We start from the raw sequence: 16,247 nt of genomic DNA, 5'->3' as shown, positions 1-16,247 counted from the left end.
GCACCCCACCGGTTGAGCTCCAACGCGTGCTATTTTGATGAACTAGCCAATCGGCCTAGCATCGCTTTGTCTTTCATGCTTGGACGCATCGGATCGCACCCGGTCGTTCCGACCAACTCTTTGACGTAATTGGGGGACTCCACTCGTGCACGCATTTCTTTGACGAATGCTAGACGTTCCTGCAATTTCAGCTCACACAAAATGTCGGCACTTGCAGAATCCGCCAAGCTCTTTTCGATCCGTTGTTCAAACTCCTTCCAATGCGCCACATCGCGATCTCGTTTTTCTTGTAGCCGACGGGCGTACCAATCACTGGCTAGCAGCGAATCTCGCGTGAACATTTCGCGAATCGACGGATCGTCGATTGTTTTGCCTTCGAAGTCGCCATACGCCATGATGCTCAAGATTGCTTGTAGCGGCGGACACGCCAGCTCGAAACCGCCATCTTCGAAATACGTCTTCGCTACACGCTCTTGCGCTTCGGCAATGTAGCGAATTCCATCAACATACGAATCGTGGTCCTGCAGTTCCGGTTTCAAGATTTCCTCGGAGAAGACCTTGGCTGGATTGTCAAACACACGTGCTAGATAAGTGCGAACAAATTTGCGTGTGATTCGGTAGCCTAACCGGCTGGCAGGTACGTTGACTCCGTCCACTTCAAAATCTTCCAACTTTTCGAGCATCTTTGCTTGGATCATATGCTGTGGGTCGCGTTCGTTAGGCCCAAGCCGGCACCATACTTCGGGGACTAACAAGGAAATGTCGTGTCCAACCTCAAACCGTGGCCCAACATACCCCGCAGCCGTGCTGAATCCGCCGAGTCCCGTCAAAATCATCGAGGTAACCACGGAGTTCAAATCGATCGATGGCATCAGTGCATTGAATGGACCTTTGGTCAACGCGCCTTCGCTGCCCGCACCTGTCGTGCTGGGGCTCTTGCCGGTTAACGAACATACGAAGTCCATCAACAATTCAGGTAAATCTTGGTAATGCAGTGGCGAATAGACCGCCAGCGATCGGAAACCTGCCACCGGATCCGGCGGATTGTTTCGGCGACCGCATAAGACGGCGCCAACGGGTACGTGAATCGGTGCATCGGCAGGCAAACTGCGATGCAATTGCATGCCGCGCATCGCGACGTAGGTGTCTTGGGACCGGACCATATCAGGCCGATCTTGCAAGTAACGAGGATTCTTGGTTCGTACACCGTCAACGATTCGTGGGTCGGCAGTGGAAACCACATAGCCCTCCGGTTTCGCCGCTGCTTTTTGTAGAAGTTCGGCCATGGGGCCAGTGAACTTGTCAAATTCAATCGCGTCGTCGACGATTCCACGGGCTTGGTCGGTCGATAACGGTTCAAAGTTACTGATGAAGTTGCCCGGTCGCGATAAATCCCATTCCGTTTGCTTGTCGAGTCCCCGATGGACGGCGTCGTCGGGACGTTGGAATAATCGGTATTCGCAATTTTGGACGAACTTGTAGCTGTCCGCTGGCATCACGCCGTCGCCAACTTCGCCTGCTGCGATGCGAGGGACGACTACCGAACTACTGATGTCATCTTCACGCTGAACCTTGTCGGCAGCGATGAAATCTTGACGTAGTTTGAAAGTACGCCATCGATTTTCATCAAGTCCGACCCGCAGGTAGGTTCCGACCAAAGATCGTTCGTCCATTTTCAGTTCATGTCCAGGCGAACCGTTGACGATATCGACGCCAAAGAAGTCTTGCCAGTGATCTTCCATCCCCGGGTGCATGAATCGTTTAATGATTAGCGCCAACGCATAGACATGGTCGGGAATGGTGCGAAGCCATTTGTTGTAGTCTTCATTGAAATCGGGCGATGGTGTCAGAAGCTGGATCACGCTACCGAGGCTACGAGTATGGTCAAGCACTTTACGACTTGGCTTTTCGGTGTAGTCGGTCCGCCCTGTATATTTCTTGGACCAACGGTCATGGTAAGAACGGGAAAAGATCGCTTCGAGTTCCTTGAAATCTTCTTCACGATCCTTCACAAAAATCGGACCGTAGAGCATGTAGTCGCGAAGACTCTTGCTGATTTCACTCTTTCCGCCGCCGCTGACGGTGCACGGTTTGTGACAAAAAATACCTTCACCTACCGAACCGATAAGACGCCACGAAGGCGCCGCGGGGTGTTTTTCAAGACGAATTTTGTAGCCACTCGGCGCGATGTAGACCTTTTCGGGCGATAAGGGAATGCGTTGGTCCTTCCCGTCCTTGGTCCAATGAATGCAACGCTCGAACAGCGTGGCGTTGGCCGTTTCCGGAATGTAGATCACATCCGGATCGGTTTTGTCGATCCCGTAGCCTTCGGGTTTAACATCGATAAACGAGGCGTAATCCTTGGCAACATCCGCGAACGTTCGCCCGTTGTAACGGCGGCTGTCGACTTGGAATTCCTCGCCGAGCGAATAGGAAGCGAACGCAACGGCGCCTCCTGCGTGCTCTTCTTCGCAGCCTCCCATCAAATTGGTTGCGTAGCTGATTTGAGTTTTGACTTCCTTCTTGCAATAGCCGAAATAGTTGTCGGCAATCAAGGTTACGACAACTCCCGATGCATCGCGACACGTCAACTTGAAAGCACCGCCATCGTTGTATTTTTCGGATTTGTCTTTCCAGCACATCGAATGGCGCCGTTGACGCTCGTTTGCATCATCCCAATGCGGAAGCCCCAATTCCTTTTTGGTCAGCGTGATTAAATGGGGTGCCAAGATCACGCACCCGGTGTGGCCGCTCCATCCGTGTACGTCTAGTCCCGCGTCATTTCGCGGCGTGAGTGGATCCCCAGCATTACCGAAGATCGATTCAACAAAGTCAAGGTTGCTGACGAGAGAACCGGGGGCAAAGAACCTTGTTTCCATTGTCTTGGCTTCACAGTACGGTTCAACTGCGGGGCAAACCAAGGGCCGAAGTAACAGCGATACCCAAGTATGGGATGGGTTCGCCGAAGTCGATGTGTAGGGCAAAAGGGTCATCTCCTCGGGCGGCGACATGGCAGCACGAAATAGATTCGCGAACACATGCTTGGGCACAACCCGTTTGTCAGCCGGAATCGGAAGACCGCCTGAAACGACATGAAACGTCCCGGCCGTCGTCCGGCGGTCCGCTCGAGGGTTATGCAGAACGCCGTTGAGGCATCGGTAGGAATTGACCAACGGGTTGCTGAATTCGTGTCCGTCCGCTGGCAGGCTCAGTTCACGTCCCATGCCGTGTCGGTCCAAGGTCAATGTGCGACCGGGCAAACGCAGGAGCTCGCCGTCGATAACGTCTTGAAAGTACCGATTGAGGAACTTTTCGATCCGCGAATCGACCGGGGCACGGTATTCCGCCAACAGTCGATTCTTGGTTCGCAAACTTTCGAGAATCCCAGCCGAAAAAGCCGTCATCGATTGTTCTTGTTGACTGTCCGGCGGTAACAACCCGGCGGACGCCAATTGCAAAGCGATGTAGTCGTGAAGCTGTTCACGTCGAGTGGGGGCGTTGGCAAATTCGCGATCCCAACCTAAGGCTCGCTGTAATTCGGAGTTGGCGGTCTGTGGCATGTTTCGCTTGAAATTGAAAAGGTTTTGAGAAGAGACTGCTGGATCAACACTAGGATGCTAACGCGAACATACTAACGATCCAAGTCACTTTTGTAATGGGACAGGTATCTATCCCGCTGAAAGGCTATACTGTGGGACATTCTCCCTCAAAAGATTCTGTCCTCTTGGAAAAATGTCCTGATGCGAATTCGCGGTCTAAAAAAGCTGGTACGAATGGTTTCGATCCTTTTGTTCGTTTTCCTTTTCGCTTGCTCTTTCCTTTTCGCTTGTTCCGAGTCCTATGCCCAGCGCTATCATGCAACGCCGGCGGACATGTTCGCAACGGTGGACGGATTTCAGGCTGAATTGGTCTACGACGTTCCCAGCAAAACCCAAGGATCATGGGTCAGTTTGACCGTTGATCCCAAGGGCCGGTTATTGGCGTGTGATCAATACGGTGGTCTGTTTCGGGTGGATGTTTCCGGGGCGGAGGGGGCAGCTTCGAAGCAGGTCGTCGAAAAAATGCAGGTCGATTTGGTCGGTGCCCAAGGTTTGCTATGTGCGTTCGGGTCACTGTATGCCAACGTCAATATACGGACGGAGGATTCCAACACGAACGCGTGTGGGCTTTGGCGATTAACCGATACCACCGGCGACGACCAATATGATAAGAAAGAGCATCTCGTTCCGCTTGATGGGGGAAGCGAGCATGGACCACACGCATTGATTCTGTCTCCTGATGGCGAGCGAATACTAATGTGTGCCGGCAATAACACGCCGCTACCCGCCGCCATCACGCGGAGCCGAGTTCCCCGGGTATGGGGCGAAGATCATTTGCTCGGCCGAATGCCCGATGCTCGTGGCCACAATGCCAATCGGATGGCTCCCGGCGGTTTCGTCGCCTCGGTCAAGCCGGACGGCAGCGATCTTGAATTGATTGCGACCGGTTTTCGCAACGAATATGACATCGCTTTCAATCACCATGGCGAGTTGTTTTCTTACGATGCCGATATGGAATGGGACATCGGTACGCCATGGTATCGTCCAACACGAATCAATCATGTCATCAGTGGTGCGGAATTCGGATGGCGAAACGGAACCGGGAAATGGCCTGACTATTACCCCGACTCGTTCGGTGCCGCAGTCAATATTGGTCCCGGTTCGCCGACCGGAATTTGCTTTGGCTACGGTGCCAAGTTCCCACCAAAATATCAACGCGCATTGTTCGTTGCGGATTGGAGTTACGGCAATCTGTATGCCGTGCACTTAGAGCCTAGCGGCAGTTCCTACACTGGATCGTACGAGACGTTTGCTACCGCAGCTCCCTTGCCGGCGACGGATTTGGTGGTTCATCCCGATGGAATGCTCTATTTCACTGTTGGCGGAAGAGGGACTCAGAGTGGACTTTACCGGATTCGCTATGTTGGCGACGAATCCGTTGAACCGGACGTTGCGCTAGAGCAAGGGACTGCGTCGGCATCGTTACGCGATCTTCGCAACACGATCGAAGCGACGCATGTTTCGCCAATCGCTTCGACGGTCGACTTGGCGATTGAGAACCTTGGGCACGAAGACCGTGCCATTCGGTTTGCGTCTCGGACCGCGTTGGAGCTTCGTGGTGTGGATGTGTTGCGCCACCAAGTTCTAAAACTTGAGGACAAGCAAGCAAGGATTCTTGTCGTCGTCGCACTGGCGCGGCATGGAACCGAAGCGGATAAGCCTGCGGCACTCGCCGCGTTGAACCAGATTGATTGGGACGGACTTTCGATCCATCAGCGAACGGACATGTTAAGAGCGTATTCGCTCGTTGCAATTCGGTTGGGCGGCATCGCCTCGGACGAGGCGATGCCGATTCTTGATAAATTGAATTCGCGATTTCCCAGTGGAGATAAACAGATTGATCGGGAATTGGCGGCGCTATTGGTTTACCTCAACGCGCCCGAGATCGTTGGTCGGGTGGTCACTCAGATGGAACAATCGCCAAGCCAACAGAGTCAAATTCACTATGCGTTTGTGTTGCGTGAGTCGAAGCAAGGATGGAGCGAATCACTTTTCGAACGCTATTTTTCTTGGTTCCGTGATATTCAATCCGCTCGCGGCGGTGCCTCGTTCGGCGGATTTATCGAGAACATCAAAACGGCGGCCTTGGGGAATGTGCCCGAGCAAATCAAGACCAAGTTGGCGGACGTGATTGATCCGCCATCATCGGACGAGGCGGCCGAGGTTTCGGCACCAAGACCGCTGGTGAAAGAATGGACGGTTGATGAGTTGGAGGATGTTGTTGCCAATCCGAGCACGATCGATTTGCAGCGTGGGAAATCGGTTTTTGCCGAGGCACAATGTTTCAAGTGTCACCGAATGGGTTACGAGGGAGGCATCCTGGGGCCCGATTTAACGGGCGCGGGCGGACGATTTACACCACACGATTTATTGGTCGCGATGATCGAACCGAGCAAGGAAATCAGCGACCAATACGGTGCCACTCAGTTTTTGACCGACGATGGTCGAGTCGTCGTCGGGCGAGTGGTCAATCTGAGTGGTGACAAGTTGCGGGTGATGACCAACATGCTTGATCCTGCTAGCCAAACCAGTGTCGATCGGAGGACGATTGAACAGGCGAAGCCGGCAAGGAACAGTATGATGCCACAGGGATTGCTCGATACGTTCACCAGGGAAGAGATCGCCGACTTGGTGGCCTATTTGCGAAGTGGCGGAAAGATTTGATGATTCAAAAATGCCGCTGACCCACGAATCGATTTGTGTGTGGACTGCACTTCACGCAAATCAGACGCACGGTGTGTTGGGGCGTCCATGAGACTTATTGGATTGTCTGCGGCAAGCATAACGGCAATCGGCATCGACCACCTTGTGAAACAGCGTGGATTTGGCGCAGCCGCTATCCATCACGTACAAGCGATCGCTCTGAATCGTCCGCTCCATGACCGACCGCCATCGGCCGCGATTTCCGCCGCCATGTTCTATTTCTCGTTGTTCACATAAATGATGAAGTCTTGGAGGTCGCATGGTTTATCGGATTTGATCGGCACGAACCCGATCTGTCGTTTGATGTGCATCGCAACGTCCGTAGCAACATCGCGGTTCTGATAGGCTGCTGCAATACAACCAAGACCAAACAGGAAGTCGGCGCTGGCTTGGTTGCTCTCGATCAGGTCATGTGTGCCGCGAAACAGGCGTTCGGTATCGAAGGGGAATTTGGGCATCAGCTTGACTGCGATGGGAGTTGCCACGGAAGCGATTAGCTTGGCATACGTTGCATCGCCCTGATCTCCATGTAAATCAGCGATTGAACTTGAGTACAACGGATAGTCCTCTTTGGTTTGAATCCAATTCGGCTTCACTAGAAAAGCGACGCTGTAGAGTGTTGGAAAAAACGAAGCATCCGATTCAAGCGACATTCGAACATTCTGTTCCATGGAATCCAATTTCACAGCTTTGAGTGCAGCCAGCGTGTAAAGGTGATTGGCCAGCGTGTGCGGTGTCTCCGCAGCATTCAAAGGAGCGAGATCCTCTTGCGCGGCTGCCATGTGCTGTTCCTTATTAATATAATCAACATATCCGGCACGGATGCGTCGTTGTGCGCTAAGCAGCAATGCGGCTTCACTGCCTTTGCGATACCAATCGTCAAGCCTCCTTATCCTCTCCACCTCGTTCGGTTGATACTTTTCCAGCTCAGCCCAAGCACGACCGGCGTCATCGATGAATTGCGCGTACAATTCGTTAGGACTCAGGCCAAAATGCGATTGTCCTTGGCGCGAAAGGTAGTCTGTGAGAGCTTCGATTTGTTCGATCGTTCCGTGTCGAACCAGATGTTGGCCAATTTCTCTCAGGAGTTCCGCGTCACGAAAGCGACGCTCATCGCGGCTGTAGACGCGAACGGAACCTGAATCGTAGACTGCAACACGAAGCCCCTGGTCGCTCAGCTGAATCGCACTGGGAGAATTGCACTCAGAAAGCACCGCAGCGGAACTCATTCCTCGTACTCGTGGCAGCACTTCGGAGAGCACATATTGGGTCTGTTTTTGCTTGGTTTGCCGCTGACTCAGAACGATGATCGCCGGCCAACTGGCCTGCTTGTCAACGGGCATCGCTACGTCGAGTGGATTCCAGAAGAATCCGGATGCGGTGAAGTTCTTTGTTTTTTGTATATCGGAACCCCTCCCACCAAACGACTCTCTACATTCTGTCACCGTATTCGCCTGGTAAAAGAATGGATTGCTGAACAAATAGTTCTTATTGCGATCATTGCAAATGAGGAAGTCGCGGGTAAGTGTATCAAGGATCGTGAATGTCTTTTCGAATTGAAGCCCGTTCAGCGGAACGGTACAGAGTGTCGGTGGTGCGGCAATCAGAAGTTCGGTGCCAGTAAAGTTGATCGCGATTTTTGGCGATTCGCCGCTCAGACGCTGCGGATACAGTTCCAGTTGAGAAAGACCATCGTTGCAAACGAACAAAGCCCCTGTGTCTGTAAGTGCACATATCACATTGCTCCCGGATGCACGTAGCCACTGTCGGATTTCTCCCTTCGGCCTCGCGATTGAATTGACGACGTCACCATTGGGTAGGGACAACCGGTAAAGTTTCTCGTCATCCGCGACGATGACATGCCTTTCGTTTTGGTCCAACATCACTGCCGTGACGTCCGCCGATGGCAATGGCTTGGGTTCACCTCGCATCGTGCCGCTGTTAATGTCCCAGATCCTCAGTTGGTCCGAGACGGTGATCAAGCCGGAACCCGAGCGTGATATCGCAAAGGCAAATTTCCCCGGCAAGTTTTCGGAGGGCACACGCATTAATATCGGCAGCGAGTGTTCTCCTTCGGCGAAGCTATCTCGCAAGTGGCGCCGGAGTCCCGGTGCAAACGGCTCGAAGTCCAATTTTGCATTGGGGTCTCCCTTTGGCCACTTGATTTGTTGCGGATCCATTTGTTGGATAAACGCAAAAGGCAAAGGACGCGAGAGCGATAAATAATCTTTTTTCACGGGCCAGTTGAAATCGGTCTCGATATTCGATAAATCCTGGTTCTCCGACCAGTGCGTGTCGAAAGACAGCGGCTGAGCCGTGTCACATCCAAGTGAAAGGCAACTGACAAGGCCGACTAGTATCATCGCCGATGGCAACAGCGGGAAAATCGTTCGTATGCGACGAGTACTGGTCATAGGATTCACTTATTGGAGTTCAAGATTCGTTCCGAAGAGGGGCTGACCTTTTTGGAAATACGTTCTAGGAATCGGAAAGGAAGTGGAGCCGTAGGGCATCTTCATCCACCAATGGATTTTCATTAATTGCATCCGGTTCCTGGCGGCGTTCCAGTGTCAGTAGTCGCATCTCGCTGGCCAGTTTTACGTAAATTTGCGATGGCACCTCGGCAAGCTCAAAATCGAATCGCAGTTTGGGAAAATGTTTCGCAAGCTTCAATACACCGATTCCGTCGATCTTTCCGTCAGAGACCCTTAGACGCTTCAAATTTGCTGCCTTCAGGATTGTGTCGGCCATTTCTAAGTCGATATCGACTCCGATAAAATCCAACTCGATGATGTGCGGCGTTTTTTTCAACAGAGCGGATAATTGTGCAGGCGTTAGCTTGACATGGGGGATGCTAAGAATCGCGAGACTCCTGCTCTTGATCCGTGTCGAGAGGTCGTCTGCGGTCAAACCAGCGGCGCTAAATACGAACGTTTCCAATTCAGGGGACTGCAGAATGTGCCGAATACTGGCTGCGGTGACGTTCGTATCACGTAGATTGACACGCATCAGGTGGCTGGGATTCAATGTTGTGATCACTTTATCCGTGACTTTCGTGCCAGGGATGCTCAGGTGCACCAACGACTCGGACTTCGCCAGCGGCTTCAATCCTACATCGGTCAAGCTCGTGTAGGGCAGCGCAACGTGAGTTAGCGTCGTGCATTGATCGATCCACCGCACGTCTTCATCCGTGATCGAGGGGCCGCCGACACCTATCGTCTGTAATCCAGACAAGCCTTCAAGCGTAGCGTTGAAAACCGTCCGCATCGCGATTAATTCAGTCAGCTTGGGGAGATTCCTGACGTTCAGACTTTGCAGCGGATGCATGAACTTCAAGGTGCCCTCAAGCAGTTTGAGATTGCTGAGATCGACGTTGCGGCAAACCCAAGTATCTTCGGGAACCGCGAAAGTGTACTCAGTGAGATGGGGAGCATTGTTACGCAGTTCACGTAAATGCTCATGATCATGGAGGGTCAGTTGGTAGTCTGCCAAGCGACCAGTAGAGAGATGCTCTAATTCAGGTAGCTTTTGTGAGAGATCGCCAAGGACGTCTTTATCAAACTGACCTCTGCCCAGCCTGAGTTGCTTCAACGCTGCGAGGTCGAAAATTGACTCCATGGTCGCATCGGACATCGAGGAGCCCGTGAGATCCAGACTCTTGATCAACGAGTTCCCTTTCAATGGAGAAAGGTCAACATCGCGTAGCGGCAATTCCTGTAGATCGACTTCGGAAGGCCCCTCACTTTTTCCGAGACCGTTTACCCACTTCTGCACGACGTCAGGCGATTTGACTTCGATTTCATTGATGACTCCAGAAAAGTAGCATTGGTTTCTGTCTGCTCGAAATGCAAGCTGAGGCGTTCCTCGGTAGTAGACTTCCTCGAGCGTGGGACCGTACGCACGCGCTTCGACAAGTTTGGGCGCATTGTCGATGTGCAACTTCGTCAGCCATGCGGCTTCAGGCCCGGTCTGGAATCGGGATACCCGTGATCGGAAATAGATATTGTCATGACACAGGTGTGTGAGTTCGGGTGCGTTGACGATTGACAACTCGAAGGCTTGCATTGAATCGAGTGTCAGGTGTTGGAGTTCGGGAAGATTTTGCAGTTCCAATTTGACTGGGCTATCGTTCATCAAATGGGAGCATGACCGAATGGTTAGCTCTCGCAGGTGAGGCCAGTCGGTAAGCGCAAGTGAGTCTGAGTTGCCTGGTCGAGGACGCGGTAGCTCGAGCGAAAATAGATTTGCGGACCATGGATAAGTCGGCGCCAGGTCCTCCATACGAACCAGGGTATCGGCAAGGCTAAGACAAATTAAGTTTGGCAGGTCGCCTAGCAGTTCAAGCCCTGCGGTGTCGATATTCGTTCGTATGAAACTAAGTTCGCGAACTTGAGGCATCGAAGCAATCGTGTGGAGCAGCTGATCGTCGATCATGCGGCCTCCAATTCGAATGTCCATCAACTGCGGCATCGTGCGCATCCGCTGAAGTTGTTCCAACGAGTACGTGTCGCCGCCCAAACGCAAGCACTCCAGATTCTGGATCGCAAGAGCTTCCTCAACGATCGAATCCGATGGTTTATTGAGGTGTACTTGGTATATTCGCACTGAAACGCCGGTTACGCTCTCGGGCAACAGTTTGGCAAGCACTAGTGGAATCCGGCCCTCCGCCATAACATATCCTTGCGTCGCCAGCCTCGACGCCAATTGAATGTGTTTGTCTTTCTGACTCGCGGAAATTTGCCAAAGGCCCAATGGAAGTGCAGCCAGAAATGTCAAGAACAACAAATCGCGAATGGATAGCTGGCGAGTTTTACCTGGAGCCCGCCTCCAATATGCGCCAGCAAGAACAACGACGGTAAGCGTCCCACAGGCGAGAATGTTCTTGAGAAGAGTCCAACCGTCGAAACTCGTCGATACGCTGTCGTCCGAATGCGTCCGCAGTCGATAGTAGGTTTGTGGGTATCCGGCACTCTTGACTAGGCGATGGGTGTCTTTTTCCGTTTCGAATTGAACTTTCGTGCCAAAGCGTTTCGGAAAGACAACTTTTTGTTCGAGCGGATAGTTCGCGAAAACGCTGGCCGCTATGCAAGCGACGGCCAAGCAAGCCAATAAAAACACGTCGCCACGAGAGAGACGTTTTACTACGTGCGCAGGCAAAGCCGGTTCGCTAGTCTGCGCGCCAGGCAAGTCGATTGATTCCACAAGTGAGTCGCTTGATTCAACACTTTCGGACATGTCGTGGCCCTCAAATCCCGTTTTGATTCGCATTAGAGATACCTGCTAGTAAGTAGCATAAGTCGCGAGCATTCCTAATGCAATGCGCGTCGATGCATCGGCGCAAGCGGGCTAAGAGGCTTGGTGTACTAGCGCAATGAGGTCAAATCAAAATGGGGCGGGACCAATACGGTTGGGCGCTTTACTTGTTGTGTCGTATCCGATTCAAGACCAGGGCACAGCCGGGATGGATTGTAGCGTCGCGATGCCGTCGAGGTGCCTGTCCGCATGGGGGGCCGCGCAGCATCTAACGCAGGCAAGCAATGATCGCTCAGTAACATTGAATCTCGATGCCGTTTTGGCTACGAAAGATTCAAATGACTACCGCCTAAAAACGGCTTGAAGAATTTCGAGGTTGAGAAAAGGTGGCATTTGTGGCAGAAGCCTTTTCTTCGCTGATCGCTTCCTAAAGACTGCGCCGATTTGTTCGCTGCGAGAATGATCTGCCAGGTCGCAGGATCGCCGTCGTGCTGAGTTCATCGCGAGTGAAAATTCCGCAGCCTGATTTGGAACTGTATCCGATCGAGCCCCTTGCTACAGGTCCGTCTCCTGTTGCCGGTCATCCGAGCCATCTTAGCGTTTTGGCCAATCGCAGTCAGAAAGAGCTTTCTACTGAGCCGACTCGGAGCACCATCAACGGCTTCATTTGCCGTGGTAATGGGGGCAGGGGAGGGGGAATTACCCATTTTTGGAGATTTTTTGCGCGAAAAGTTAGCTTGAGAGCGGGTTAATCAAAGCGAATGAACATCTTTTGAGGCATTTTTATTTAAACGAAGAGAGACTAACTATGAAGAAGATGGTTTTTTTGGGAGTCTTTGCCCTATTGGCAATGCCCCAATCCACACAGGCTGCGGTCGTCCTAGCGGTCGACAATTTCCGGAACTTGAATCCAGGCGACCCTCCGGCCTACATTGTTCAGGATAGTATTGACCTGATCATTAGCCGTACGAATATCGGACTCAACAGCATCGGTTCGACAGACGGCACTTTTGGTAGTTTGGCATCTCCGGCGGCGAGCACTGGCACTGCAAATAGTTCGGAGTCGTTTCGCTGGGTGAACGGTATTGCGACAGCCACCCTTGATTTCGCCTTCACCGATACCAGTGGCGCTGACAGATCGCTAACAACCTTTCATTTCGATTCTGGCGCGACCCGTCCAAACGCGGCTCGCAATTTTGAATTGTTTTTGGTTGACGGAATGACCGAGACTTCACTTGCTTCGGACGTGATTCCTTCAGCGGGCGCTGCAACTCCCACATACGCAGACTTCGACTTGGGTTTGGGCGGCTTGACTCTCGCCGCGAACAGCACCGTTAACCTGAGTCTTCGTTTCACCGGAGGCGATGGTAGTGGTGGTCATCATGGCCACTTCGACAATTTGGCCCTAAGCGCTGTCGCCATCGCCGTACCAGAGCCTTCGTCGGCTGCCATTATCGGCTTGATTGGCATTTACGGCTTGGTTCGCCGCAGAAGAACAGCTGCTTAATCTGGATCCGTTTCCGGATCTTCATTTCCAATAGCGATCACCGCAGTGAGGTAAGTCTTCATCGCTTGCCTTAACTGCGGTTTGCTTACAAACAGATAAGCGATTGCAAGGCTCTTTGCGGTGAGAAGAAGAAATGCAGAAGCACAAGATGATGTTGTTGGTAGCCATTCCTGTAACGATGTCATTGGGATTGCTGGCACAGGCTAGGGTAGCGTATGCCCAAATTGCCTTGACGCCTCATGCCGATATGGTGCTCGACACACAAGCTCTGGTCTATCCCGACACGGCGTCGTTCGGGCGAGATGTCAACGGTTCCCCCTACCGAACGGAACCTCTGGTCACGTTTGGCGATTACCAGTTTGCAACTTGGTATCACGCTGGCCCGGGCACCGGAGATAACTCTCAGGAAAACATCTATATCTCACGAAGACATTTGTCGGGCAACACTTGGGAGACGATTGATACAGGTCAACAGATGCTAAACGGTGACAATAGTTGGGACTCCCACAACGTCATCTCAATGGGGATTTCCAACGATGGCAGAATTCACTTGGCCTACGACATGCACAAACACGGCATGCGTTACCTGTCCTCGCAGGCAGGTAAAGCGACGACCTCGTCTGCTAATTGGAATGATCCCGGCTTTACCATCTTCAATTCCGAGCGAGACTCGTTGAATTTTTCGGGAACAGGCCTGACGGACGTCACGTATCCGCGTTTTGTCAAGAATGGTGACGACATGTTGTTGACGTATCGTTCCGGGGGCAGTGGCAATGGGGACACTGTTTTGGCCCGTTACGATTCGGATGGCTCGACGGTCCACAGCCGTTGGGTTGATGTGAACGGAAATAACGGCGCAAACGTAACCCAAACAATTATCTCTGGTTCAACCGGAAGCTACACCAGCCCATTTCAAACACCAGAGACCAGCAATAATCGCAATGCCTATCTTAATGGGATGGACGTTGGGCCGGATGGAAAGATTCACATGACCTGGACTTGGCGTGAGAATTCTCAAGGCAGTAACCACGACATCAATTACGCCTTCAGTGATAACAATGGCGCGACATGGAAAAATAACTCAGGGCAAAATTTGGGAGCCACTATTTCTATCAATTCGCCCGGAATCATTGTTGAATCGCTCGATCTGCATCAGGCGTTGATCAATCAACAAGGACAGGCGGTCGATAACGACGGTGGTGTCCATGCGCTGATGTATCACCGGCGACAGGAGCCAGGGTTTGAATGGCAAATCGGCGATGGGCTATTCTTCAAAGGCGATTCGGCTTACTTCCATCACTATCGCGATCCCGTTACCGGTCAGTGGACTGAGAGTATGTTGCCCACTGATCGACCCGTCGGTTCACGGCCCAGTATCGGATTTGACGGTGAAAACAATCTCTACGCGGCTTATGTGTCTCGCGCTGGCGGAAACGATATCCTGACGATTGCCATGGCTGAAAAGATGATGTCGAGCGGGTATATGGACTGGAAAATCGTGCTAGAAGATCATCGGGATTGGGCTGGCACACCGCTTCTGGATCAAACAAGACTACTGGACGACGGAATCATTTCGATTTACCTGCAACAAGACACGAGTTTGGCTGGACGAACCGGAACCAATTTGCATGTTCTGGAGTTCGCGATCGCCACGGCAGTTCCCGAGCCTAGTAGTTTCGCCGTGCTAAGTATTTCGTGTTTATCACTGGTTGTCTTTCGTCGTCGAAGGCGAATCGCGTAGCCTGGCTTTAGCACGAACGTAGTCGTTCGAATTTGGACTTCGTACCACCCTGACCTTCGGGATGCCGTTGATGGAGGGCATGTGTAGCTCAGTGATCCTCTTTTCTTCTACTTCCTCTTTTGTTCTTCGCCACATCGATCGCTACCCCACGGCCATCGCATCAAAATCACGCTCCGAATAGGAGTTTTTCGAGAAAGTCGGTGTTCCAGCCGGCTGCTTTTCGCTTGCTCTTCAAACTCGACTTCGACGTGTCCTGCTTCAGCAGTGTAATTACAAACCGTCTGGTGAAGCTCAGGTTTTCAATTGAGATAAAGAATAAAGAATAAAGAAAAAGAAGGAGAGAAAAAGAAGGAGCCATCCAAACTCTATTGCCTTACTGCTTGGGATTTGCTAGAATTCTCGCTGATCAAGTCTTTTCCAGGAGGTCGTTATGCCACGTAAACCACGCTATGAAGTCGCTGATCCCGCTGAAGTTCAGGTGTTCCACGCAGTTCAACGCTGTGTAAGACGTGCATTCTTGTGTGGCGAAGACCCGTTTTCCGGTCAATCCTATGAGCATCGCCGTGGCTGGATTCGTGATCGATTGGAGTTTCTGGCGGGGATTTTCGCAGTCGATTGCCTGACCTATACAGTGCTCAGCAATCATCTGCACCTCGTTTTGCGCAGTCGGCCTGATGTGGTTGCTCAGTGGACCGATCAAGAGGTGGCGAGGCGATGGCTGAGGCTGTTTCCTCATCGACGCAAGAAAGATGGGTCGCCCGAGGAACCGACGAAGCCGGAAATTGACATGATCGTCAATCAAGCCGAAGTGTTGGACGAACGACGGCGGCGTCTCAGTGACATCAGTTGGTGGATGCGATGTACGGCGGAGAACATTGCTCGACGAGCAAATCGCGAAGACGAGTGTACCGGGCGCTTTTGGGAAGGCCGATTCAAATTGCAAACTCTGTTGGACGAAGCGAGTTTGCTGGCTTGCGCAGCCTATGTGGACTTGAACCCGATTCGTGCGGCGATTGCCGACACGCCTGAAACCAGCGAATACACGGGTGCAAAAGATCGAATCGATGACTTGGCCGAGCGACAAGATCGGACTCGGCCGAGTACTCATGATTGGGAGCGGAGTCGACGTCGGCGGAAGAGCGGTTGGATGAGTCCGATCGAGATCGACGAAAAGAACGATGCGGTCGGGCCGTGTGTCGATCCATCAGGTCGGCGGGCAAGTACCAAGGGTTTCTTGTCGGTCTCGATGTCTCGCTATTTGGAACTCTTGGATTGGACGGGCCGGCAGTTGCAACGCGAAAAGGTTGGCAAGATACCCGACCACTTGGCTCCTATCTTGAGTCGCATTGGACTCGACACTCATGGTTGGTGCGACATTGTGAAGAAGTTTGGTCGCGTCTTTAAGCGGGCGGCAGGAACTCCAGAGAGCCTTGCTCGTGAGGCT

Annotated in this window: 8 protein-coding genes and 1 pseudogene; 5 read left to right on the top strand and 4 right to left on the bottom strand. The window is 52.3% G+C overall.

Annotation, left to right across the window (positions count from 1 at the left end):
- Window positions 1–29 precede the first annotated feature (29 nt).
- Window positions 30–3,560, bottom strand: a complete 3,531-nt coding sequence (locus CA13_RS03245) for a PPi-type phosphoenolpyruvate carboxykinase family protein (protein ID WP_146394574.1) — start codon at window positions 3,558–3,560, stop codon at window positions 30–32.
- 180 nt (window positions 3,561–3,740) lie between these two features.
- Between CA13_RS03245 and CA13_RS03240 the strand changes: the two genes are divergently transcribed.
- Window positions 3,741–6,263, top strand: coding sequence for a c-type cytochrome (locus CA13_RS03240; RefSeq protein ID WP_419193881.1), 2,523 nt, complete (start codon window positions 3,741–3,743; stop codon window positions 6,261–6,263).
- 87 nt (window positions 6,264–6,350) lie between these two features.
- On the top strand, window positions 6,351–6,539 hold the full coding sequence (locus tag CA13_RS03235; protein ID WP_146394573.1) for a hypothetical protein: 189 nt from the start codon (window positions 6,351–6,353) through the stop codon (window positions 6,537–6,539).
- On the opposite strand, the gene CA13_RS03230 is transcribed toward CA13_RS03235, so the two are convergent.
- Both CA13_RS03230 and CA13_RS03225 read right to left on the bottom strand, forming a co-directional pair.
- On the bottom strand, window positions 6,518–8,716 hold the full coding sequence (locus CA13_RS03230) for a hypothetical protein (protein WP_146394572.1): 2,199 nt from the start codon (window positions 8,714–8,716) through the stop codon (window positions 6,518–6,520). The genes CA13_RS03235 and CA13_RS03230 overlap by 22 nt on opposite strands.
- Window positions 8,717–8,780: 64 nt before the next feature.
- Window positions 8,781–11,570, bottom strand: coding sequence for a leucine-rich repeat domain-containing protein (locus tag CA13_RS03225; protein WP_146394571.1), 2,790 nt, complete (start codon window positions 11,568–11,570; stop codon window positions 8,781–8,783).
- Between the two features lie 793 nt (window positions 11,571–12,363).
- Here CA13_RS03225 and CA13_RS03220 point away from each other — a divergent pair.
- A complete protein-coding gene (locus tag CA13_RS03220; RefSeq protein WP_146394570.1) occupies window positions 12,364–13,062 on the top strand; it encodes a PEP-CTERM sorting domain-containing protein in 699 nt (232 codons plus the stop codon).
- A gap of 133 nt (window positions 13,063–13,195) precedes the next feature.
- On the top strand, window positions 13,196–14,803 hold the full coding sequence (locus CA13_RS03215; protein WP_146403360.1) for a BNR repeat-containing protein: 1,608 nt from the start codon (window positions 13,196–13,198) through the stop codon (window positions 14,801–14,803).
- A gap of 166 nt (window positions 14,804–14,969) precedes the next feature.
- Here CA13_RS03215 and CA13_RS03210 read toward each other — a convergent pair.
- Window positions 14,970–15,101 (bottom strand): annotated as a pseudogene (locus CA13_RS03210) (ISAs1-like element ISRba7 family transposase); the annotation flags it as partial.
- 132 nt (window positions 15,102–15,233) lie between these two features.
- On the opposite strand from CA13_RS03210, the gene CA13_RS03205 reads away from it, so the two are divergent.
- Window positions 15,234–16,247: hypothetical protein (locus CA13_RS03205; RefSeq protein ID WP_146403358.1), on the top strand; the 1,014-nt coding region annotated here is incomplete at its 3' end.

The sequence above is a fragment of the Novipirellula herctigrandis genome (genome assembly GCA_007859835.1).
GTDB classification, from domain to species: Bacteria; Planctomycetota; Planctomycetia; order Pirellulales; family Pirellulaceae; genus Novipirellula_A; species Novipirellula_A herctigrandis.
The sequence above is the reverse complement of the archived record's forward strand: the minus strand, read 5'-3'. Positions and strand labels throughout refer to the sequence as shown.